Source organism: Liquorilactobacillus sucicola DSM 21376 = JCM 15457 (genome assembly GCF_000612445.1).
Lineage (GTDB): Bacteria > Bacillota > Bacilli > Lactobacillales > Lactobacillaceae > Liquorilactobacillus > Liquorilactobacillus sucicola.
In genome coordinates this window covers 231446-254845 of sequence record NZ_BALC01000003.1, presented here as the reverse complement: position 1 = coordinate 254845, position 23400 = coordinate 231446, and the positions used below count along the sequence as shown (strand labels likewise).

The following is a 23400-nucleotide window of genomic DNA, read 5'->3' as shown; positions in this document are numbered from 1 at the left end:
AATGCAGATCATTGTAACTGGTCATGGACAGTTTGGAACAGGCATAGAGTCAACAGTCAAACTTCTAGCAGGCTCAATTAAGAACGTAAAATATATTGACTTTACTTCAGAAATGAATGAAGATGACTTAGCAGAACGTTTCGCATCCATCTTAAAAAAAGATTTTCATGCAGTCTTCTTCTGTGATTTAGTTGGCGGTACACCTTACAAACAAGCCGTTTTAAAAAAAGATAAATATGACATAGCAGTTGTTGGTGGATGTAATGTCGGTTCGCTACTAGAAATAGGTTTGCAAACTGATTTAACAATTGCAACCGACGTGCATGAAATCGCACATAAACTAATTGCGGCAACTAAGGTTGGTGCACGAGAGTTTGGAACTTATCAAACACAGAATACAGCAAGTGGTGAAGACGGTATTTAATTACTGATGCCTTCCAATTAGTACAAACTATATTTTAACTATGTGTAAGTGAAAAAATGAGTATTTAATCATATTAATTCGCATATTTCAACTTAAAATAGAGGAGACAGGTCGAAAATTATTTTCGCCCTGCTCCCCTCTATTTGTTTCGTATAAACATATTTCAGAAGTTAAAATTTTCGTCTACATCGAATCCCCCATAGCAAAGCATTCGCTATGTTCGTAGGTTCACGTAGGTTCACGTTAGTCCTCGACTTTACCGAATTATGTCACACGCCCGTTCTCTTTATTGCTTTTACTGTGTAAAAACAATTACATCCCAATTATATTTAGAATATAGTGCTGCCGTTAATGATCTTAATCGGAAGCAGGTATTGTGCTTGTAATTTTTCATCCCTAGTGTTTATTTTGCGTATAAGCAGCTCAATCATTAATTGGGCTATATCACTAATTGGCTGAACGACCGTAGCTAATTCTGGATGATAACTCTGAATAAGCTGAGTACCATCATAACCTAGCAACTTTAAGTCCTCTGGAACCCTTATCTTTAATTTACGCGCATGCTGCAAAACAAGCAGAGCTGTCAAATCATCACTGCAAAAAATTGCATCTGGACAATCACCCATCAAAAGATTTTTAATCTGCATCGACTTCGAGGATGCTGACATATAAAAGGGAAATTCTAGCACTTTTTCTTTAAGTCCAGCTTCTCTTAAAGCTTGAACATATCCTTCGGCACGTGCAGTTGTTGGACTCTTAGGTTGGTTAGACCCCGTAATCATCGTAATCGATCTAGCACCGGAATTCAGCAACAGCCGTGTTCCTTGGTAGCCTCCAGTATAGTTATCAGAACTCACAATCGGCACTTCATCGCTAAGGTAACGATCAAATGAAATAATCGGTAAATCAACTCTATTATACTCTTCGATCTCAAGATTGTGCGTCCCTGTAATTATGCCATCAACTTGATTAGCTGAGAGCATTTTTAAGTACTCACGTTCCTTTTTAGCATTATTGGCCGAGTTGCAAAGGATCACACGATAGCCTCGTTTAAAGAGCTGATTTTCCAAGGATTGTACCAGCTCGCCGAACAGAGGATGACTTACTCCAGGAAAAATGATTCCAATCAACTTAGTCTTCTTCCCTTGAAGCGAACGTGCAAGAGCGTTAGGCTGATAATTCAAAGTTTTCATTGCGGAAAATACCTTTTTTCTAGTCTTCTCCGAAATTGGTCCATAGTTATTGATCACTCTAGACACAGTTGTAACAGACACCTGTGCAAGTTCAGCAACATCAGATATTTTAACCATAATTAGTCCTCTTTATCTAATAAACCAAAGCATTCTGCTCAAGCTATATTTTAAATATTCATCATTATTAGAAATTGAGCCAATTATCCCTTTTTAATCCCACTTCAACAATTGAGCTCTCAAAATTGTCCGTTCTAAAATCCATCTCAGTCAATGAGGTTTCGGGAGGGCAATTCATGTTCTATTCAATCAACAGTTTTTATTACTGAGCTCAATTTACCACAAATAGCATCTATTTGCTAATTACATTAACGTCGTTGCTACATCATTGTTCCCAGTTGGAACAGACAACGCCAACAAGTCTTTTGAATGACTTACCGTGTCTTTTGCAATCCTCTCTACAGCGTCATATTCTTTAGAGTTTGTTACTACTACCATGACTGTCGGATCATATCCAGCATCTTTGATCTTTTGATAATCAAAAGTCCCTAAAAGCTGTCCTGCATCGACTCTCTGACCTTGCTCTAGCTCACTATTAAAATATTTGCCGTCTAATTCAACTGTGTCAATCCCAAGGTGGATCAAAATCTCTGCACCATTTTCCGATTTAATCCCATATGCATGATGTGTTGGATAGCTGACGGTCAAGGTCCCAGCAACTGGCGAATGTACCTCATTATTATTTGGTATGATTGCAATGCCTTTCCCCATTATCTCAGTTGAAAAAACTTTGTCATTAACCTGGGCTATGTCTTCTACCTTACCGCTGACAGGTGCTTCGATAATTTCTTCCTGAATGTTTGCCGTTCGAACCGTATCGGTTGCAGTAATGTCAGATTCCTGAGTTGCAGCTGGTTTAGGTGCTTCTTTTTTTAATGCTTTTAAAGCGTACAGATAGGTTGCAACAAAAGCAATCACAAACGAGATTACCCCACAAAGTATAAAATACCCGATAGATTTAGTCGCAATAGATACGAAACCAATAACCGAGGCAGGTCCCATCGCTACTGACAGTACATGAAATAGCCCTAAAAAGGCACTCGAGATTCCTGCAGCTATTGCAGCTATGATAAATGGAAAACGTAATTTTAAGTTTACCCCAAAAATAGCCGGTTCAGTAATTCCCAACAGCGCGGAAACACTTGAAGAAGATGCTAAAGCCTTTTGCTTCGGATCCTTTGTCGCAAAGAAAATTGCTGCGGTTGCACCGCCTTGTGCAATATTAGCCATTGAAGCAACAGGGAAAATAAATGAACCGCCTGTTTTAGAAAGATTTGCCAGCAGCTGTGTTTCAATCGCAGGAAAAGTCTGATGCAGACCGGTAATTACTATTGTAGAATACAACAATCCGAAGATACCGAGTCCTACCCAACCGGTAGTAGTGTACAGCCAAACCAAACCATTTGTGAGCCCATCACTGACTCCGCGTAAGACTGGTCCTACAACTGTAAACGTTAAAAAACCTGTAATCACGATTGCCAACATCGGTGTAAATGTAAAATCAAAAGCGCCTTTAAGATGCCTGTGGAAGAATTTTTCCAGTACAGCTAAAATGTATGCTACTCCTAAAACTGGCAAGACCTGGCCCTGATAACCAGCTTGTGCAATGTGCAGACCGAATACATCCCAGTATGGCATCTTGCCAGCTTCGACTACTGCAGCAACATTGTTTCCATTAACTAATGATGGTAAAACCATTACCATCCCCATAGCAGCACCTAGATAAGGATTCCCTCCAAAGCGCTTCGTCGCTGAAATGGCTATTAGAATTGGTAAGAATGTGAATGGCGCAGCCGCCATTGCATTGACCATCTCAGAAAACCCTTTCAATCCAGGCCAAGCTTGTACGATTGACTTAGTCATAAATAGATTTTCGGCAGTCAAAACGTTATTCAGTGCCATCAATAGACCACCTGCAACTAAAGCAGGAATAATCGGAATGAAGATGTCTGAGAGCATCTTTAAGAAATCCATAACAGGATTTTTCTTTTTATTTTCTTGCGAAACTCTTTTGATATCATCGGTAGTTGCTTCCTTTAATCCTGTCAGATTGATCAACTCCGCATAAACTTTGTTTACATCGCCAGGTCCGATAATAATCTGATATTGTCCGTTAGTCTCAAAAGTTCCCTTTACATCTTGATCCTGATCTAATCCATCTTGATCGATTTTCTTGTCATCCTTTAAAACTAATCGTAAACGGGTCGCACAGTGGGCGGCTGCTTGGATATTATCTTTTCCTAAGTAACCTAATACTCTTTTGGCAACTTCTCTGTGTTCCATTTTTCATCCCTCCAAATTATAAAAGCGCTTTATTTAATTTCACTATAAATTCACTTGTGCTAATTGTCAAGCGTTTATCAAAAAATAATAATATTTGATTTGAATGCTTGTTCTAATTAGATCGGCAATACGATAAACGCTTGACATAATTTTTAAAAGCGTTATCATTTAAAAAATAAAGAACTATTTGTTAGCTAGGAGGCATATGATAATGATTACTTACGATAACTGTTCAAAAACATTCCATCTTTCGAACTCAAAAATTAGTTATGTTTTGAAATTATTAAATGATAAATATTTGGTCAAATGCTATCTCGGGCCCAAACTCGCTGCCTATCGTGGAAGTAATAAGATTTCTACTTCAAAACATGCTTTCTCCATTCAAGGAGATGCTGATCCGTACTCATTAACATCACTGCCACTTGAGTACTCTACCCTGGAATCCGGGGATTATCGTATTCCCGCCTACGAAGTAAAGAATTCTGCTAATCAGTACCTTCCCATCATGAAATACAAAAACCATAAAATTATTGATGGAATACCTGATAATATGACTGACCTACCTCAGCTTAAAGCTGTAAAAGAAGATGCGCAAACTTTACTGATCAGGCTAGCAGATGAACAAAACAACCTAATATGTGAACTCCAGTATGTTCTTTTTGATAAATTGCCTGTAATTGCTAAAAGCGTGAAATATATTAATCAAGGTGAACAACCATTAACAATTGAGAATGCTGCTAGTCTGCAGTTAGATCTGACAGATGATGAATACGAAATGATCACATTGCAGGGAACTCACGCGCATGAAGCAAATGTCTTCAAGCAAAAGCTCATTCAAGGCAAAAATGTTATTGCCAGCAATCACGGTACTAGTGGTCCTCAAGCAGTCCCTTTCCTAGCACTGACTCGACCTGGAACAACACAGCATCAAGGATCAATCATTAGTACTACGCTTTTATGGAGTGGAAATTTTGCGTCTGGTGTAGAGGTTGACCACTATCATCGCCTGCGCACAGTTATTGGTATTAATCCTGAACATTTTTCTTGGGAACTAGCTCCGGGAGAGCAATACCTGACTCCTCAGGCCATTTTAGCTTACACTGATGGCGGGCTAAATGGGATGTCAAACGTTTATCATAGGTTATTTAATACACACCTTATTCCCTATCAGCGGCAGCATCTTATCAGCTACAATACTTGGGAAACTACTTATTTTGCTATCAATGAACAAAAAGCAGTCCGACAACTAGATGCCGCACAAAAATTAGGCGTCGAATTATTCGTTATTGATGACGGTTGGTTTATCAATAGAAACGGTGAAGATGGTCAGTTGGGCGACTGGCGGCCAGATCCTAGCAAATTCCCACACGGTCTCACGAACCTATCAGACAAAGCCCACCATTGTGGGATGAAGTTTGGTCTCTGGATCGAACCAGAGATGGTAACCGCAAACAGCAAAGTTTACCAGAATCATCCAGATTGGATCTTACAATACCATGATCAGACTCCCTTAGAAAGTAGGAACCAATTAATCCTAGATCTGTCTCAATCACGTGTTCAAGAACATATTATCAAACTTGTCTCGAATCTAATACTTGATAACAAATTAGATTATTTGAAATGGGATTACAACAGACATTTCTCACAGCCAGGCAGTGCAGTATTACCAGCTGCACAGCAAAAAGAAGTTCCAACAAGATATGTTCTTGGACTATACCGTATTTTAAAAGAATTGCGCATACGTTTCCCCAAACTCATTATTGAAAATTGTTCTGCTGGTGGGGGTCGACTGGATCCGGGAATGTTATTCTACACTGACCAAACGTGGATAAGCGACCTGACTGACCCGATTTATCGGGCTGAAATCATGCAGGGACTGAGTCTCTTGTATCCCGCAAGTATTTTTGTCTCGCATGTTACCAAATCACCTAATGAACAAGATGGCAGAGTCACATCGCTCAAGACACGTTTACTTGCCAGCTTTCTTGGTGTTACTGGTATTGAATGTGATGTTCAAAGCTCCACTGCGGATGAACAAAAAATGATAAGACAGTATTTTGCCCTTTACAAGAAGAATCGTGCTATCTTTCAAAATGGTGTTTTGTACCGTTTAGGAAAATTAAACGACTCAACGCACTCTGTAGCCTGGCTGCTAACAGATGAGCAAAAAAATAATGGTTTTATCCTGCTTATTTCTGGGCTGGTTTCAGCAGTCAAGACAAATCGTTATCTTCCTTTAAAATATTTAAATAATACTATGCTTTACGCAGTCAACGAAACTGAAGAGTACTTAGGCGATGAACTTAATTACGCTGGAGTTACATTGCCGATTTCTCAAAGTGATTTTACTTCTGAGTTAATCACGATCAACAAGGTAAATTAACGTTAAAGTATACTCTTCTTAATACGAATAAGGTTTGCTTTCTAAATGAACAGCCCTAAAATCATTAGCTTTGGCTAACAATTTTAGGGCTGTTCACTTAAAAACTGTGTACTCCATGAAAAGCTGCCTTTTTCAAGGCTAAGAAGTCTAGCCCGGCAGCAATAGAACTATCTTTTTTATTTTCTTCAACCCAAGTACTCTTTAGCCGTAATAACTTGCGCAAATACTTGTAAAGCTGCCAAAAACGCTTTTTGCACATTTTCAGCAGAAACATTGTCACCTCTATACGCAAGATTCCTTGTTGCTGTCGCATCTGAAATCACGATAGGATCGTACCCTAGTTCGCTACTTGCGCGTGTGTGGAATCGACACACATATGTGTCATCATCCCGGTAATAACCACCTGTTCTATTTCTAACGACTCCAGCAATTCTTTTAAATCTGTTTTAAAAAACGAGTTTGGATAATGCTTTTCAATCACTATTGCTGCTTTATCAACTTTTAAGTTAGAATGCAGTAAAGCTCCCTTTGTCCCACGTCCAAAAAAATTGGCTTTCGGATCATTTTTTATGTGCTGTATATAAATAATTGGCAAATCTCTAGTTTTGAAAGAAACCTCCAGTTTATTTATTTGAGTTAATGCCTGCTGTGGTGATACAAGTTCCATCCTTCCATTCTCGAAATAATCATTCTGGACATCTATAATTAATAATGCTTGTTTCATAAAATCACCTTTTCAATTTATTATTTGTTATAGTTAAGTATAAAAAAATAAATTTTAAGAATACATAACTTGATGAAAAGGAAATTCCCCTAACACTTTAATTATGAAAAAGGAGACATTCATGGACACGACCGACAAACAGATTTTAAAAATTCTCAGGCAAAACAGCAGACTCACCAACAAACAAATCGGGGAAATAGTTCATATGACTGGGCAAGCTGTAGGAAATAGAATAGTTAATTTGCTGGAAAAAGGTATCATACAAAGATTCAGCATCAAACTCAATTATTCCCATACACAATTTATCCGAGTTTTCATGGATTCAAATAAATATCAGAAATTCGAACATTTTGTAAATTCGTATGAAGAAGTAGCATCTATTTATAAGGTTTCCGGACAAGCCTGTTATATGATTTTGGCACATTTCACAGAGTCAGATCTTTCTGCTTTTATTGAAAAAATATCAAGGTGGGCAAGATACAGCGTAGAAACAGTAATTGCTAACAAAACCGAAACAGACGCAAATGAATAAAATTTCTATTCTAGAAACTTGGCCTAAAATCTACTCCCAAGCTAAACACCTATGGCCGCTACTCTTTTATTTATACCCCTAATTCCTAAGAGTTACCTTCTTTTGACAGTAATATGGATACTCCAAACAAAAATAAGGACCAGTTTCATTTAAATAGACTGATCCTTATTTTTTAACTTGCCTCAGTTTAGCGTCTTCTTTTCAATAATGTGCAACCTGGACCTCTCTAACCTAGCTAATAACGGCATGATAAAACCAGCTCCAAACAACACAAAAACAGAAAAAAGATTCATTACTAATTGCTGATCATAAACAGCCGTCCCAAATTTAACATCTTGCGGGATAAAACTCATCGCTGCACAGACAAATGAAAATAGAAAACACCAGCTGCCAACCGCGATCGCACCAGTTTTATTCTTAATGAAGACAAATGAAGAGTTAAACTTATCAGTTTGCAACCTTATGGCAATAAAAGCTAAAAAGACCCAACAGTTTTTAAAAGGAAAAACGATCCCATTTAAATTCAGCAGCCAATTAAAAATCGAATTGATATCCGGCAGAGTTCCACTCATTAATAACAAGAAAAGGCACAGCCACTAGTTAAAACATAACTATGCAGTGGACGACCATTTTTATTGCGTTTGCTCATCCAACGAGGCATAAACCGGCCTGCTGTGTCACCAGCAATTACCCAACTAGCAGCATCTAGCAAAACTGCCAGCTGAGCCATCATGTAAATAGCTTGCACAACAGAAAAAATATACAGTAAAAGATTGCCTAAACCCAAACGCCGTCCCAACAATTGAAAAGCATAATACGATCCATTCATCTTAAGATCATGCGGCAAATCATTAGCATTGAAAAAAATTGCTAGTGAAATGGTGCCAAAAACCGTTAAAAATGCAGTCATCAAAGCAACGAGCCACATAGCCTTAGGAAAATCTTTTTTAGGATTACGCATTCTGATCAAATATGGCGCAACAAGTTCTGCGCCGCAGACCGCAAACATTAGCAGCCCTGTGGTAGAAAAATATTGCAAACTAAAGTGTGGAATAAAAGAGCTGAAACTAAAAGGCTGCGTTGCTATCCTTCCCCCATGAAGCAACGTATACGCAGTCATAATAACAAAAAGAACGGTCATTAAAAACATCGCTCCACCACCAATCGTCGCCATTACTTCCATTGAGCGTTTAAAAAAGTTTTGCAGCAGAATAAAAATCAAGATAATAATAAAGGTCAGTAATCCAAAAGTAAAATTCGACATTTGTTTTCCCAGTGAATTATCACCCGTGACCATCCAACCAATAGAAATTATGACTGAATTCGCCACATCAACAATGTAAGGTAAACTAGCTGCCCAGTACATCCAAGCAGTCCAATACCCCAAAGTATCATTAGTACTACGCCGAACCCAAGAGGAAAGCCCACCTTCCTCTTGACCAGCAAAAGTCGCCCCTAGTTGACTAACCGACATCTCATAGGGAATAACAAAAGCAAAGACCATGAATATCCAAGTAAAAACCACCGATAGTCCCTGATTTTGCAACGGATAAAGAATATCGTCAAAACCAATAATCGTTACAAAATCCAAAAAAGCTATTACCGGCCAGCTAATATAATGTTTTTTCGTAAGTAAAGAATCCATGTTGTTCTGATTATCTCCTTTTAAAAAATTAATAATTATTGCCTAGTTACTTTTAAATTTGGAGGTTTACAATATAATATCAGTAAAAACAACTTCAAATTCCTACTCCCCTTCAGAAACAGTAGCACTGCTTAACATATGTATGTCAAAATCATTTACTTGCACATTTCATGCTGCATGTATTTTAAGTAATTCATCATGATTATAAAAAATAATTTTATCACGGCCAACAAGCTAATATTAACATTTTAAAGCAAAAAATTTATTTTGTATATTTAAAATAAATATTTTCTACCTCAAAAGGAGCTGTGCCAAAAGTGAAATTTTGGCACAGCCCCTCTTTTATTTCGTATAAACGTGTTCCATAAGCCAAAATTCTCCGTCTAACTTCGAATTACTCATAGCCAAGTACTCGCTACGTTCGTAATTTAGAGTTATTACTCAAATTTTCCCGACTTATGTCACACTCTTTGGTATGATTTGTTTGTTGGTTTTGATGCTTCATTTTTTAGCAGTGCTCAAATTGAGCATGCAAATCCTAAATGTTGACCCTGTCAGCAATCATGTTATCTTTAGCTACACCTTTGAAATATTTTGTGAGGATATGAAAGCGGGTTGTTCTGCAATGCAATGCTAACACCCTTAATGCCTAGTTAATAGCAGTTTAGTTATTTAACAAGCGAACTAAATAATCTAATATGATACCCAATTGTACTAGGGAAACATCATAATTGTTTATTCTAGGGGCTTCATAAAATAGCGAGTATTTGGCCTGTTCTTTAACAAAATTAGTGCCTAACGCTGTAATTGAAATGATGGTCGTCTTCTTCAAGGCTATCAATCTTAAGGGATCCTTATCATGCTCTGTTTCCCCTTCATAATCTACTACCAAAAGAACATCTGCAGCAGTAATCATTGAAACGGCATTATCCAAACTGGATTGCCCATACAAAATAAACACTGGTTGCTTATTCAAAAGCATATACTGGTAAAATATTTGTGCATAAGCCTGTTGGGTACTGCCTGTAGGATAAATGTAAATTCGATTCGCACTTCTCATGGCATTTACGATTGGATCGAAATCAACGTCTTGGAGATATGCAGAAAAAAGTTCCATATCACTTTGCCATTTTTTTAATGTGTTTTGCAGCGGAATACTTGCTGTTTTCTTCATCAATAAACTTTTTTTCATTTCAACAAATCCTGAAAAGCCCAACTTCTTGCTCAGTCTTAAAATAGTACTTTTGGAACTGAGAGTTTTTTTTGCCAAAGCAACGATGCCAAAATTTTCAATTACAACTGCATTCTGATACAAGTAATTGGCGATATCTCTTTCCATGTCAGTCAATTCATCAAAATGCAGCTTTAGAGCTAAATCAAAATTCATTAGCTTCCCCCCCACATGACAATAGTTACTTTAATAAATAGGCGTACTCGAGCATGATAGCTTGTATATTTTTATTATCTAGCGTCTGTGCAAATTCGGCAAATTTAAGCGGCGCCTCCTGTGCTTTATCTGCTTTTTTAAGAATTTCACGCTTTAATTCGTAGGAAACCTGTGCAAATTGAAGATGCTCGATTAATTGATTGTACGCCAATTGATTTTGCTTTTCTGTATCAAAACTGTGCGGGACGAAGTTTATAATACGGTTTTGCGGAATAATATGAGCAGGATCCTTCGTTACACTTGTTAATTTTCCATCTGAAACAATAAATTTTGTTGTGGCTATCTTATGCCCAACATGTTCGAAAAGAGTATACTCATTATCTTTTTTACCATACACATGAACGTCAAGCTGTCTTGGTAATAACTCAGGATTCTCCATAAAATTAGATGCCATTGGTACGATACCACCTAATTTTGCAAATACCGGCATTTTGTCGATTGCTCTCCCTAAACGAATATGAGTCTGACCATTGCAAAACTGTCCATCCATAATAGTGCTAGGTTGCAGTTTTTGAGTGGCAGCTTCATCCCCTTGATAAATGAGTCCAGTAAAGATATCCACCCACTCACCTTTTGGCAGCCAAGCATCTGTGAATCCAATTTGTGTTTCAGTATCCTGTGGCGTGGTAATTGGGGCAACCATTAATTCACTTCCAAAATAATACTGGTTTTTATAAATATATGCTTCCTCATTGTTAGGGTGTCGATAATACATAGGCTCAACTAAGGCTTTTCCGGCAGTATGTGTCAGAATGTTAGCCGAGTCTAAATATGGAATTAATTTCGCTCTTAATTGAAGAAAACTTGTCATGTAGGTTTGTATGTTTAAAGGATATTTCCATGGTTCTTTACCCGAAAACGGATTATCTGAACTATGCAATCTATTAATTGGACTGAACACACCCAACTGCAGCCAGCGCAGTGACAGAACAGGGTCATATGTTCCCTTCATGTGACCTCCAATATCGTGACTCCACCAGCTGTATCCAATATTGCTTGCTGTAGCTGTGAATTCAGGTTGAAACTTTAAAGAATCCCATGTGATATACGTATCGCCGGAAAAGCCAACTGGATAACGATGAGATCCAGGCCCTGCAAACCTTGAGAGTATCAGCCCATCCCCGTCGTTTCGTGCTTGATTGTCTAGATAGTGATAATGATTTAAACTCCATAGCGGATCAATCTTGTCCTTAGCTCGGCTAGTTCCTTGTTGCCAATCAATCCACCAAAAATTAACGCCTTCATCTTCTAATGGATGATGCACATCTTTAAAATAACTTTCTCTAAACTTTTTGTTATCAAAGTCAAAAATAGCGGGTTCTTCCTTTTCAACATCCAGATTAAGCCTTTTGGCTACAGCAGGATAGGCATCCTCAAAAGCACGGATTCCTCCATTAGGATGTAAGTTCAGCGTAATTTTTTTATTTCGTTTTCTTAACTCTTTTAAGAACTGACGATGATCTGGAAAAAGTTTCTTATTCCAAGAGTAACCTGTCCATCCAGATCCGAATCTCTCTGGTAGATCATCCGTACGGTGCCAATCCATATCTATAACCGCAACTGATATTGGAATCTCCTTAGCTTCAAACTTATCCATCAAGTCAATATATTCTTTTTGAGTATACTTATAGTATCTGCTCCACCAATTTCCGAGGGCATAGCGTGGTAACAGAGGAGTTGCACCACTTAGGCGGTAAAAATCCTGTAACGCCAACAAATAGTTACGCCCATAAGCGAAAAAATAGCCGTCTGCTTCTTGCTTGTGACGAGGAACGAATTCGTTGTTATCATCAATTACAAATGATTGTGTATCATCCAAAAAGGCAAAACCATCTTGACTCATAATACCGTCTTCAAGCGGCACACGTCCATTTGACAAATCCAGAGTATGTGTTGTACCGCCCAAATTGCGAATTTTTTCACCGAAGTACCACCGCCCATCATGCAATGTATAATTATACTTAACATCAATGCGCAGGTTAGAAGCATCAAACTTACCACCATCGTAATAAAGGTGGAAGAAATCTGTTTCGATTTCTAAAAGATGTCCATTACTTTTTTCCTTTACAAAGTATTTTGGGTTGTCCAGCGTTCTGTTCTGGGCAAATTGGGTCTTGCGATCCTCGAATTCACCATCTGATGAATATTCCATTCGCAACAATTTATTTGTTAATATTGTAAACCGATATTTTTTTCCTTGGATAATATTTGACATAATATAGACTCTCCCTCATTACTTAGTTTTATTTTGTGTGACAGTATAAACTTTTTTTTGTATAAAAAACATTTGTTAAGAATAGAAACACAACACCAATTATGGCTAACAATATCGAAAAAAACATAAACGGTGATGCCGCATTGTTAGACAGTACATTTTGTGCAAGCTGAATACCTATAGGTGTAGAGAAGGAACCAATGTTTGCACCAAACAGTAAGACAGTATTGGCAGCCGCTTGTTCTGCAGGCATAGTTACATTAGTCATTAGGTTAAATATGGCAACACACATCAACGTTCCGAAAATACCAACGATAATTGTGCCGCTGGCAACAGTAACTATATTACGGGCAAAGTACAGTAGAACTAGACCTATTGCATCTCCAAACAAAAACATTGAAAAAGCAATTTTTCCAAGTTTGTTATAAATGAACCCAAAGACGAGACCGCCTAACATTCCTGCAAAAGTATTTAGTGCAACTATAGTGCTCGCAATTGAAGCACTTGAGATGTGACGTTCGATCATGAAACGGGGAATTTGTAATATTATCATGATCTGTGTCATTACCAGTATCAGAAAAGTAAATGCCAGCACAAGCACCTTACCATTTACTTTAGTAATAGAACTATTGCTTTTTCTTTCCTGAGGAACTCTAATATCTGGAACATTCTTATAGAAGAAAAACGCAATTGGAAGTGCGAGTGCATAAATGAGAAAAGCACTATGCCAACCTAGAGTCAGTAATATCCCAACAAGTAAACTTGCAATGGATGCACCAATTGATTCCATCGAACCACGGAATCCTAAAAGTTTCGATTGTTCTTTTCCGTCAAAGCTCAAGTTGATTATTGTGATAGCTAATGCATTATATAAACCTATCCCCGCGCCAAAAATGAACCGCGATAAAAGAATAATCCAGTAGTTGTCGGTAATTACCGGAACTAACCCCGAAACTGCCATAGTAATTAAACCAATTAATATTGTATTTTTTATCCCACATCTTCTTACAACTAGTCCCGAAAGTAATAAAAACAGCAACACGCCAGCTTGAGGTATTGTCGCAATTAAGTTGACACTGGCCGCACTTGCATTATCTAGTGACTTTGACATTTCTGGTAATGCCGCTGAAATTGAGCTTCCTGTAACTAAGACAAGAGAAATACTCAAAATTGCACTTTTGAATTTAAAAGAAGTATTGTCCATTTTACACAACCCTGACTTATTTTTATTTGAATAGTTAACTATACAAACAAAGCATACTTCCTTGGGCAACCGCTTACAATAGAAGCGGGGGTTTTAGGGAAAAGCGTCATCATTTAGAGAAAGACAATTGTTAAGTATTTGCTAGAACTAAATGTCAATTATTTAATATTCAAGAACAACATAGAGAAGATAAAAAATAAACCGATAATCCAAAATAATTAAGCCCTAATTTCGCTGAAAAAACTTCTTCAAAACGCTATTCTAAAAATATCCATAAAATGGTTTTTGAACTACACTACTCCAGACATAATTAATTAACGTGACAAAATCAAACACCAATAAACTTGTAGCAGCTTAAAGCGCATATGAATAAGGCGGCAAATCACTACATTCTATAGGTACACAAATATTGAGACATTTATGCCATACTTAAATAACTAGAACAGGAGTTTTTATATGAAACGAACATTATTAAAATGCACACGATAAAAAAGTGATTCATTCGTTCTTTTTCAGAAGAATATGCAGTGTCTCCTGCATCAATTCATAATTAGATTAAAGACACAAAATCTGTCGAACTAATTTTTGCTAAAATTGTACTAGTTCCCCTTATCCTTTAGTAGCCAACAAGCCACAAAAAATTAATTTGCATTTATTCAGGAAAGTAGGTTATACTGTCCGTAAATAGAAGGGACGTGTGTGGGGTTGAAAATTGCTAATCGTTAATTGAAGAATATTAATCTCTGTTTAACTACAGGGGTTGTTCTGTGACGATTTGCATGTCAATTCTGCCAAAAGGAAAGGACGCAAGTGGTGCGTCCTTTTTGCATACCATGGAATAACTCCCTGTTTATCAATCCAAAATGAGGTGGATGAATGGAAACAATAAACATCAGCAACCTATACTTTAGATACAACAAAATGCCCAAGCCAATTTTTGATCACTTTAACTTAGATATCGATGATAGTTGGCGCTTAGGATTGATTGGACGGAACGGGCGCGGCAAAACTACTTTCCTGAGAATTTTGTTAGGACAACTGGAAGCCACAGGAAAAGTTCAAACTAATTTAACGTTTAAATACTTTCCACAGGCGGTGCTGCATCCAAGTCAAACTACGCGGGAAACATTAGCGACAATTTCGGGATTAGGGCTGAGCGATTTTTGGCAAATTGAAGTCGAGCTAGACAAACTCCAAGTTGATTCAAGCGTATTGGAGCGCCCATTTAACTCGTTGAGCCCAGGTGAGCAAACTAAAGCTTTACTGGCAGCGCTGTTTAGTGATAATGATACCTTCCAGTTAATTGACGAGCCGACCAATCACTTGGATATGGAAGGACGCCAAGTAGTGGCAGATTATTTGAAAGCTAAGCATGGCTTCATTGTGGTTAGCCATGACCGCTACTTTTTGGACCAAGTGATTAACCATGTGTTGTCAATCGACCGGGCGAAAATCCAGTTGTTTACAGGCAATTATAAAACTTGGCAGCGAGAATTGGAACACCGCAACAAGTTTGAAGTTCAGCGAAAACATGAACTTCAAAGCGAAATCAAACGGCTAGAGAAAACTGCGGAAAAAACTAGACGTTGGTCTGAAAATACTGAGGGTCAAAAGTCTCAGGCGGCTTATAAGGGACAAGGCCATGTAAATCTGGATAAGGGATTTTTAGGCCATAAGGCTGCCAAAATGATGAAACGCTCCAAAGGTATTGCCGAACGCACGAAAAGAGAAATTAACGAAAAACAGTCCCTATTAAAAAATATTGATGAAAAAGCTAAGCTGACGCTGAACTACATTGAACTTAAAAAGCGGCCACTGCTGCAGGTCGATTCTTTCCAAGTTTCCCGAAACGGGGAAGCACTTAACTCCCCAATTTCATTTTCAATCACAGATTACCAACGGCTTGCTCTAACCGCCCCAAATGGGTTCGGTAAATCAACAATCATCAAGGCTATTTTGGGAGATAAAAAATTGATTAGTTCAGGTGAGGTCACGTTAGCATCAGGGCTAAAAATTTCGTACGTGAGCCAAGACTTTGAGGCTATCTCTGGGAGCATTGAGCGGTACGCGGAACAATCAGGGATTTCTTTAGAAGTATTTTTAAATGGACTCAGGAAACTTGGGTTTGAACGTGAAGCCTTTAACCACGATATTTCGGAAATGAGTCTGGGACAAAAGCGAAAGATAGCATTGTCTAGATCACTAGCTAAACCCGCGAACCTTTATATTTGGGACGAGCCGTTGAATTACCTTGATGTAATTACCAGACAACAAATTGAAGAGCTGATCTTAGAGGTCAACCCACCAATGTTGTTGATTGATCATGATGCTGACTTTGTTGAGCACATCACTAATCAAGCTTCCATTAAATTAGCCCGCCCTGAAAATGATTAATTTAAATTAGCTCCAGAATACAATTAAATCAAAAAAGAGATGAACGCACTACCCTTAAGACACTCATGATGGAATGACTCACCTTGTATCACAGACTTACGTACCTGATAAAATCGTTGCTAAAATAATTAGTTCAATAATTAACTGTCCTGTTTCAACTCCCGCGCAGTGTCTAGCAACATGTTTGAAGTCAACTTGGGCAGCCATCGAAAAAACGGGGAATTAATACTTCATTCAAGTTCATGTTCAGGTTGCCTTTATTGACAGGCAAGTTAAGTACCGCTTCCTAGTAAATGCTAATAACATTAATATCAATGTGGTTAGGTACAGCGAACTGTTAATAAACCATATTGTGAATAGGAGAGAATGAAATATTACATGCCTATGCACCACTTTCTTTATTAATATTGACTTAAGGTATGTAAGTGCCAGAACGATAATAATTTAGGTCAATACCGACGTAATAACGTAATAACTTAATACTTTATTATTTCGCGTAATCAATAGAATTTTGTTTCTAATTAGGGGACATTGGGTAATTTTATACCGTCGTTTTCTCAATTTTTATTACCACCCTCCACAGCTCAGTCCAATTTGAATAACTTTTGGCAAAAAGGATCACTCCATCTTGATATTTGCCACAGACTGACATTTTTAAGTTAGCATATGACATAAAAAGCAACAAAAAGATAACATACAAAAATAAGGCCCAGCTCCCTCTAAAGGGGCTGGGCCTTATTTATTCTCACTTTATTTAAGCTTAAAGTTTTTCTTTTTTAACAACGTTCAACTTGTCATCCAAATCATAAACAACTGGTTGACCTGTTGCCATTTCAACACCCATGATATCTTCATCTGAGATACCTTCGATGTATTTTGTGAGGGCACGAAGTGAGTTACCATGTGCTGCAATGATAACGTTCTTGCCATCTAATAATGTAGGAGCGATCTTGTCTTCCCAGAATGGATACTGGACAGTTTCAGAAAGCCTATCATATCAATGCATTTGTCAATAAACAATAATACATCTTAGACAATAATTAGTCAAAATAGTGTTAAGAAATGTTATGATAAGTTACGTTAGAAAATAAAACTAGTTGTCATCTAAATATCCGCTTACCGTAATTCTTTTTTAAAAACTGTCCCTACCTACCCTAGCCACCCTAACATTAAACTACCTTTCTTCTCAATTTTTTTCTTGCATTAACCTCCAGATAATATTTAGAAACATTAACTGCTGTGTTTAAAATCAGTTCAGCTTCAGAACTATTTATCCTAACCCTGTTGGAGCTACCATGTGCATCGCTGTTATTATTTCTCATATTAGAAATAGAATCTATAATTTTATTCAATCCAGTAATCATATTTAAAACATCTTTATTCCAGTTACTATCAGGTTTTATATTCAGAGTCTTATTAACCGAAGTCCTATATTGGCCTATATTGCCATTCTCTTTAAACGGAACATTATTTTCATGTAATATTTGAATAAATACTGATTCCATCAAAGTTCTAGACTTAGTCACTACACTATCAAAATCCTCTTCAATTAAGCTCTTCATTGATTTTTCAAGCAAATCGTTTATATATTCATTATTAATGATTTCGGTTGTGCTTGCGATTATTTCAGGTTCTGAGTCATAGTCCACAATTTTTATCTCATTATTCACAGCAATCAATTTTTTATCAGAAATTGATAATTCTAGATTTACTTTTTCAAGTAGCTTCTGTCTTAAAAATTTAGCAACAGCTCTGTTATTTTCCTGTGACTCTTCAGTTATTTCTGCAATTTCATCATATTTAGGATGATTAAATGTATTATCTCTGATAACTTCTTTTGCTACACCGTTAATGTTCATATCAAAGAAAAAATATTTTAAAAATTTTTCTGTCATTCCTTTAACATGCAACTGACTAAAAATCGTTTCCAACATGCACCAACGCTACCGCCAACATCAGTTACTCCAAACTTTTTTCCTAAGCTTTGGATGTCACTTCCAGACAAATACTGGAAAACTTCCCCTTCAATTAACAAGTCAATTATTGGACGCTGGTTTACTAAGACATAATCTTTATTTTCCAATTTTCTACCACTCTTCATTCAAATATGTGCTAATAATATAAATTATAGAATTCTTTACTCTATTATCTCCAGTTTTGGTAACTCATTCACGAGTTTAATTGTTTGAAGCGATACCGTTATTATTCTTAATAGCAAGTTATAAATATATTTGGGGTCATCACTAAAGTCATTAGGATCATCAGTAATTCCAGACTTTTTATCAGTTTTAACCTGATACTGATCCATGATCCACTCAATTGCAGACCGCCCATTGACGATATAATCATATGCCTCTTCAGGTATATCGTGAATAGTGATATCTGAGTTAAAGATAATTGTACTTCTATCATTTTCAAGCTTACCATTTTCATTACGCTTTTTAGCAAATTTCATCTTTTTAACCATATAGCTAGGATTATTTTTACAATCCACAAAAATGTCGCTATAAATTGGAGCTTCCTCATATTTTAGATGCAGATCGATTAGTTTCTGTCCAATCTCAACGTACTTTTCTTCATTAGCAACAATTGGGATGCGAGCCAAATCCTTTTTCAAATCATTACTATACTTCTGTTGATATTCGGGAGAGTTTAACAAACCATATACGTAGGCAAACGAATCGTTTAAATTCAAGCCTACCTTTTGAGCAAATAGTTGATTCACATTATCTCTTGAGCTAACTAATCCCATATCATTTTTTTCATTATCAAATTGAACAAAAGCTTGCCCCTTTTCCATAACATCAAGACAAGGCACATTCTTAGTTACTAAAACGGAAAAGTCTCTACTTGCTCCCCTTCCAGTCGTAACAATAGCTTGATTATCAACGCCCCATTTTCTGTAAAACTGGCCCGGACTTTCAATTACATCATTACTATAATATAGCCACTTTTTTGTAAAAGGTCGATACATTTCAAGCTGTAATTGTTGCCTATCCACATCAATTCTTTCGCCTTTTTTAAACTTATTTTTCAAGCTTCTAGTCCATTTCACCTTAGACTCGTCTATTGAAACTGGTTCCTTATTTTTACCTCCTTCCTTAACTAAGATGTCATTATAATTGTGAACCATATATTCTGTGTTCTTTTGTACTTTATTTTTCAAAAATCCACTGACCCAAATGTCTCGGTTGGTGCTAACGCCAACCGCATTACTTAAGAAAGGTGATTTCTCTTCACCCGATATTTTAACATACTCTTGATAATTAGGATCTCGTTGATTGATCCAATCATGATTATCATCTGGTAAAAGTGTTTTCCACTCTATATTCTCAATTGAATCAAAAGAACTAATAATTTCAAATTTTTGCTTTCTATTCAAATAGTCACCAATATCATGATAATGAAGTTCATGCTGCTTAGAACCATTTTTAACTAGAATACTAATTGCGATTGGAGCTCTACTACCTGAACCAAATATTTTTCCTCCTTCCTTTCGAGACTGCTCTCCTTGAGTACGTTGATTTCCTCGCAGATTGAATATATACAATTGGTTAAACTCTTGATATAGCGACGCCCTTAAACCATCTGTACTATTACTATCAATATAACTACCATTAGTAACAAAGCCAATTATTCCTTTATCGCCTATTCGATCTGTTGCCCATCTGAAAGCTTTAATGTAACTATCATAAGTACCTTTACTTAGTCCTGCTTTACTATTATTGACATAAGTTTTCTGAATACTAGTTTCCAATTTAGGGTAATGGATATTTTGGTTATCATCATTAGCATTCCCCTGTCCTACAGAATAAGGCGGGTTAGAAATTATCGCTGTAATCGGCTGTTCTTGTTGTTTCTTTAAACGCGTATTGTTTTCACCAAATAATTCATCATCAAAAGAATTCTCACGTTCTGTGCTCTCAAATGTATCTGCTAGAACTATTCCCTCAAATGGTTGATAGCCAAGTTCAGGACCATTCACTTCATCAAAAACTGCTTCAATATTGATTGTAGCGATATAGTAACTCAACAATACATATTCATTCGCGTGTAACTCATGCAGGTATTTTCTAAGAATATCATCAAATGTTATTTGACCTTCATCCATTTTCTCTTTCAAATACTGCAAGGTTCTCGTAATAAATGTACCAGTTCCAGTAAACGGATCTAAGACATGCACATTCTCACTAGCTAACGACTTGCCAAAATACTTGTTCAAAGCATAGTCAACTGATTTAATGATAAAATCAACTACTTCAACCGGCGTAAATACAATTCCCAGTTGGTCAGTTGTTGACTTGAACCCTGTTCTAAAGAATTTATCGTATAATGTTACGATGATTTTTTGTTTAGCAGCCGCATTATCGATTCCAGAAGCACGAAGCTTAACTGAATCATAGAAGGGCTTAAGCTCTTTTTGTTCTTTATCAAAACCAAAAACAGAAAAGGAAACTACGATCTCGTTCATGGCGTGGGAAATTGGATTATCCTTCACAAAACTATACCCTTCAAACAAAGCTTCAAAAATTGGTTGCGTGATTAAATGCTGGGCCAGCATTTCAACTGCCTGTTCTTGCGTAATTGAATTATTAATGTTGTAATGCAAGCTTTGCAAGAACTTGTTAAAAGCCCGCTTAGCTCCAGCTTGTATTTTAATTAAGTCATTGATCTTGCTAATATGTCTTTTAGCTATTTCAGCAACATCTTTAGACCAATCTTCCAAATAACGGCGGTCGCCGACCTTCTTAACGATTCGACCATAAAAAGCCTGCTCTAAATTATTCATTTCATCTAAATTTAAAGAAGTCTGAACTGGTTGCTTTCCTTCACCCTCTGCAATCTCCTTACCTTTTTCTTCAGTAACAATTTCGTCGGGTGCCGTATTAGTCCCTATAATATCAATTCGTCCCGATTTTTTCTTATTTAATTCGAGTTTGTTGATTTCAGCTTCAAACCGCTCATCCGTTGAACGCAAGGCATTCAAAACTTGCCATACTTCTTTATACTTATCATTATTATCTAAAGCAGCAGCTGGGTCTTCATTAGTATCAATAACCACTGGCAAAATAATATACCCATATTCCTTACCTTCAAAACGTCGCATGATCCGTCCCACAGCCTGGACAATATCAACCTGCGACTTCTTAGGGCTAAAGAAGATGACACCATCAAGATTAGGGATATCAATTCCCTCAGTCAAGAAGCGTACGTTAGATAAAACACGTGCTTGATTATCAGGTATCTCATTTGCCAACCAATCCAACTGATTTTTCTTCTGTAAAGCATTTAAACTACCATCTACATGATGAACATCCACACTGAAACTTTCATCCGCTTGAGCGCCTAAATAGTCATTAACGACATTATTAAATTCATCTGCAATTTCTTGGGAATGCTTGATCGTATCTGTAAATGCAATTGCCCGCTTCATTGGAGCACCAGTAATTTCACCATTGATGCCATTTCGTTTGACCATCGCATTCCAGACGCCGATGATCTTACCAATATCCGAAGTATTTAGTTCATGTTCGCTGGACATCATTGCTTGCATATTCTTATTGATATAGTGTTCGCTGACAGCCAAAACAGAAACCTTGTAATCCGTTAAATAACCACGACTCACCGCATCTCCAAAACCTAAACGGAAGACTTCTTTCCCAAACTTTTCCTCATCATCCATTGATGAGACTTCAATACTATTTGATTCGGCCTTTTTCTTAGCTTCTGTTCCATAAATTTTTGGTGTAGCAGTTTGATACAGCCTCAACTTAGCTTTGACATTCTCATTACTATGAACCTTAGTAAACATGCTCGATTCACCTAACTGACTAGCACCAGTTGTTCGATGAGCTTCGTCAGCAATGATTAAATCAAATTCCGGGTACCTTGAGCCTGTGCTTTGTGGATCACGTCAATTGATTGGTAAGTTGAAAATACAACGTTCATTTTCTTTTGTGTGTGTTTCGTTATGGCACTATAATTTTCCATTAATTCTGCAACATTCGTTGTTGCTGGGAATCCGATGTCTTTTGCGCTAAGATCTTCGTCACCAGTCTTTTTCTTTGTTGCTTTCTTGTCAGAAACAACTGAAAAGGAAGTCATTTCGATATTAGCAGCAATATCATTATTCCAGTTAAAGAGCGTTTGTGAGAGTAGCTGGATACTTGGAACTAAGTACAAAACATTGAAAGTTTCAACTTCACTATCTTCCATTAAAGATTCAGCAATTTTTAAACTAGTGAAAGTTTTACCAGTCCCAGGAGCCATGATTAGCTTGCCACGATCATGATCTTTAAAGTATGCAAGCGACTTTTCAATGGCCTCAATTTGGTAATCCCGTAACTTTTTGGCTTCTTTCCTCAAATCTTTACTCTCATGATCAAAATCAAATAATTCCCAATTAACATCAGCATTCTGTAACTGGGATAAACCAATTCTGGTGATTGACTTAGACAGACCTTCTAAAGCCTGTTCTGCATTTTTATTCCATTTGTCCGTTGTTGAAACAATAATTCCATCAGTATAATAGTCCTTGCTAGCCTCCGCAATAAAAGAATTAATGGTATCTTTGCCAACCTTGTCCTTATAATACTTCGCTTGGATAGCCGTTAATTTTCCTGTTGCTTTATCGCGAGCCACAATATCAACACCCGTATCTTTTCTAGAAACGTGGTATTCTTCCGGAACCTCATTTAACATCCAGACATCACTATATTTATTTTTATATGTAGGTTCGTTCTTAAAATAACTAACGACAATTTTTTCAAAAGCTGTGCCACGATTACGTTGAACGTTAACATTGTCATCAATCTGTTGTAATAATTCTTTAAATGTAGCCATCTGTCACACCTCATCCACTTGTTTGTTCAATAAATCTCTACCAACACTAATTATAC

The 23400-nt window shown here is 37.0% G+C and carries 13 protein-coding genes and 3 pseudogenes; 4 read left to right on the top strand and 12 right to left on the bottom strand.

Features of this window, described 5'->3' with window-relative positions; genetic code table 11:
• The first annotated feature begins 1 nt into the window (after position 1).
• A complete protein-coding gene (locus JCM15457_RS06580) occupies positions 2-424 on the top strand; it encodes a PTS sugar transporter subunit IIA (protein WP_034988572.1) in 423 nt (140 codons plus the stop codon).
• 329 nt (positions 425-753) lie between these two features.
• Here the strand turns inward: JCM15457_RS06580 and JCM15457_RS06575 are convergent, their stop codons facing one another.
• The gene (locus JCM15457_RS06575; protein WP_201769996.1) at positions 754-1737 is read right to left on the bottom strand and encodes a LacI family DNA-binding transcriptional regulator; all 984 of its coding nucleotides are present in this window, start codon (positions 1735-1737) and stop codon (positions 754-756) included.
• A gap of 240 nt (positions 1738-1977) precedes the next feature.
• Positions 1978-3957 (bottom strand): sucrose-specific PTS transporter subunit IIBC, encoded by a 1980-nt coding sequence (locus tag JCM15457_RS06570; protein ID WP_034988570.1) that lies wholly within the window; start codon positions 3955-3957, stop codon positions 1978-1980.
• Positions 3958-4162: 205 nt separating this feature from the next.
• On the opposite strand from JCM15457_RS06570, the gene JCM15457_RS06565 reads away from it, so the two are divergent.
• Positions 4163-6340, top strand: a complete 2178-nt coding sequence (locus tag JCM15457_RS06565; RefSeq protein ID WP_051993322.1) for an alpha-galactosidase — start codon at positions 4163-4165, stop codon at positions 6338-6340.
• Between the two features lie 97 nt (positions 6341-6437).
• On the opposite strand, the gene JCM15457_RS12650 is transcribed toward JCM15457_RS06565, so the two are convergent.
• Positions 6438-6653: a hypothetical protein gene (locus JCM15457_RS12650; RefSeq protein WP_369384621.1), complete on the bottom strand. Its 216-nt coding sequence runs from the start codon at positions 6651-6653 to the stop codon at positions 6438-6440.
• Between the two features lie 24 nt (positions 6654-6677).
• Complete coding sequence (locus tag JCM15457_RS06560) at positions 6678-7064, bottom strand: isochorismatase family protein (protein ID WP_369384620.1); 387 nt, start codon at positions 7062-7064, stop codon at positions 6678-6680.
• Positions 7065-7185: 121 nt separating this feature from the next.
• Between JCM15457_RS06560 and JCM15457_RS06555 the strand changes: the two genes are divergently transcribed.
• Complete coding sequence (locus JCM15457_RS06555) at positions 7186-7596, top strand: Lrp/AsnC family transcriptional regulator (RefSeq protein ID WP_034988569.1); 411 nt, start codon at positions 7186-7188, stop codon at positions 7594-7596.
• A 182-nt stretch (positions 7597-7778) separates the two neighbouring features.
• On the opposite strand, the pseudogene JCM15457_RS06550 reads toward JCM15457_RS06555, so the two are convergent.
• The 4 genes and pseudogenes from JCM15457_RS06550 to JCM15457_RS06535 all read right to left on the bottom strand — a co-directional run bounded on the left by JCM15457_RS06550 (position 7779) and on the right by JCM15457_RS06535 (position 14107).
• Positions 7779-9241 (bottom strand): annotated as a pseudogene (locus tag JCM15457_RS06550) (APC family permease).
• A gap of 664 nt (positions 9242-9905) precedes the next feature.
• Complete coding sequence (locus JCM15457_RS06545; RefSeq protein ID WP_034988567.1) at positions 9906-10628, bottom strand: MurR/RpiR family transcriptional regulator; 723 nt, start codon at positions 10626-10628, stop codon at positions 9906-9908.
• 25 nt (positions 10629-10653) lie between these two features.
• Positions 10654-12903 carry a glycoside hydrolase family 31 protein gene (locus JCM15457_RS06540; protein WP_034988566.1) on the bottom strand — a complete coding sequence of 750 codons (2250 nt, stop codon included), beginning with the start codon at positions 12901-12903 and terminating at the stop codon, positions 10654-10656.
• A 28-nt stretch (positions 12904-12931) separates the two neighbouring features.
• Positions 12932-14107: an MFS transporter gene (locus JCM15457_RS06535; protein ID WP_034988564.1), complete on the bottom strand. Its 1176-nt coding sequence runs from the start codon at positions 14105-14107 to the stop codon at positions 12932-12934.
• An 876-nt stretch (positions 14108-14983) separates the two neighbouring features.
• Between JCM15457_RS06535 and abc-f the strand changes: the two genes are divergently transcribed.
• Entirely contained in the window at positions 14984-16501 is a 1518-nt protein-coding gene (abc-f, locus tag JCM15457_RS06530) for a ribosomal protection-like ABC-F family protein (RefSeq protein WP_034988557.1), read from the top strand.
• A 760-nt stretch (positions 16502-17261) separates the two neighbouring features.
• Here abc-f and JCM15457_RS11930 read toward each other — a convergent pair.
• The 4 genes and pseudogenes from JCM15457_RS11930 to JCM15457_RS06515 all read right to left on the bottom strand — a co-directional run.
• Positions 17262-17468, bottom strand: a pseudogene (locus JCM15457_RS11930) (2,3-bisphosphoglycerate-dependent phosphoglycerate mutase); the annotation flags it as partial.
• Between the two features lie 202 nt (positions 17469-17670).
• Positions 17671-18396 (bottom strand): abortive infection family protein, encoded by a 726-nt coding sequence (locus JCM15457_RS06525; protein WP_051993321.1) that lies wholly within the window; start codon positions 18394-18396, stop codon positions 17671-17673.
• On the bottom strand, positions 18393-18584 hold the full coding sequence (locus JCM15457_RS06520; RefSeq protein ID WP_034988555.1) for a hypothetical protein: 192 nt from the start codon (positions 18582-18584) through the stop codon (positions 18393-18395). The genes JCM15457_RS06525 and JCM15457_RS06520 overlap by 4 nt, the downstream gene beginning before the upstream one ends.
• Before the next feature lie 54 nt (positions 18585-18638).
• Positions 18639-23344 (bottom strand): annotated as a pseudogene (locus JCM15457_RS06515) (type ISP restriction/modification enzyme).
• Positions 23345-23400 lie beyond the last annotated feature (56 nt).